Origin of the sequence: Pseudomonas arcuscaelestis, from assembly GCF_016881005.1 — a bacterium.
Lineage (GTDB): Bacteria > Pseudomonadota > Gammaproteobacteria > Pseudomonadales > Pseudomonadaceae > Aquipseudomonas > Aquipseudomonas arcuscaelestis.
Genome location: NZ_JACOPV010000067.1, coordinates 1 through 1,127 on the forward strand (window position 1 = coordinate 1; position 1,127 = coordinate 1,127).

Annotated in this window: 1 protein-coding gene; it reads right to left on the reverse strand. The window is 60.6% G+C overall.

Features of this window, described 5'->3' with window-relative positions; all coding sequences use genetic code 11:
* On the reverse strand, positions 1-1,076 hold a 1,076-nt coding region (gcvT, locus tag H8F21_RS29285), incomplete at its 3' end, for a glycine cleavage system aminomethyltransferase GcvT (RefSeq protein WP_203585843.1).
* Positions 1,077-1,127: the final 51 nt, after the last annotated feature.

A 1,127-nucleotide genomic window follows, 5' to 3' on the forward strand; every position in this document is an offset into this window, starting at 1 on the left:
AAGGTTTTGCCATGGCGCACAAAGGTCGGTTTGACCACTCGAACCGGGTACCACTTGCCGCGGATTTCCACTTCGGCCCGGTCGGCAGTGGCCGTCGGTACGCGCGCCAGGGCAATGGATTTGCTCAGCGTAGGAGAGAAACTACCACTGGTGATCTCCCCTTCGCCAACATTGGCGATACGAACCACCTGATGAGCACGTAAAACCCCGCGTTCTTCCAGCACCAACCCCACCAGTTTGAACTGCACACCCGCCGCCAACTCGGCTTCCAGCGCCGCGCGGCCGATGAAATTGCGCGTGGCTGGCTCCCAAGCGATGCTCCCGGCCATGTTGGCAGCCAAGGGCGACACATCCTGGTGGATATCCTGACCGTACAGGTTCATGCCGGCTTCCAGACGCAAGGTATCGCGTGCGCCAAGGCCGATGGGTGAAATACCGGCGCCCACCAGATCGTTGAAAAAACCCGGCGCCTGATCGGCAGGCAGGACAATTTCAAGGCCGTCTTCGCCGGTATAACCCGTGCGAGCAATAAACCAATCGCCGTCGGCCTGGCCTTCGAAAGGCTTGAGCTGGTGAATCAAAGTGCTGCGCGACTGGGTGACCAGTTCGGCAATCTTCTGTCGGGCATGGGGGCCTTGAATGGCCAGCATCGCCAACTCGGGGCGCTCTTGAAGTTGCACCTGGAAACGGCCCAACTGGGCCTGCATCCAGGCCATGTCCTGGTCGCGGGTGGCGGCGTTGACCACCAGGCGATACCCGGCGTCGGTGCGGTAGACGATCATGTCATCCACCACGCCGCCCTTGTCGTTGAGCATGGCGCTGTACAACGCACGGCCGCAGCCTTGCAGACGATCCACATCATTGGCCAGCAGGTGCTGCAACCATTCCTTGGCCTGGGGGCCGGTGATATCGATCACGGTCATATGAGATACATCGAACACCCCGCAGTCGCGTCGCACCTGGTGGTGCTCTTCAACTTGCGAGCCGTAGTGCAGAGGCATATCCCAACCGCCAAAATCGACCATTTTCGCGCCGAGGGCGAGATGCAGGTCATACAGAGGCGTACGCTGTCCCATGGGTTTCTCCTTCCGGGCTTGGCGAAGGTGCGCAGCGTTGCTGTTTGCGCT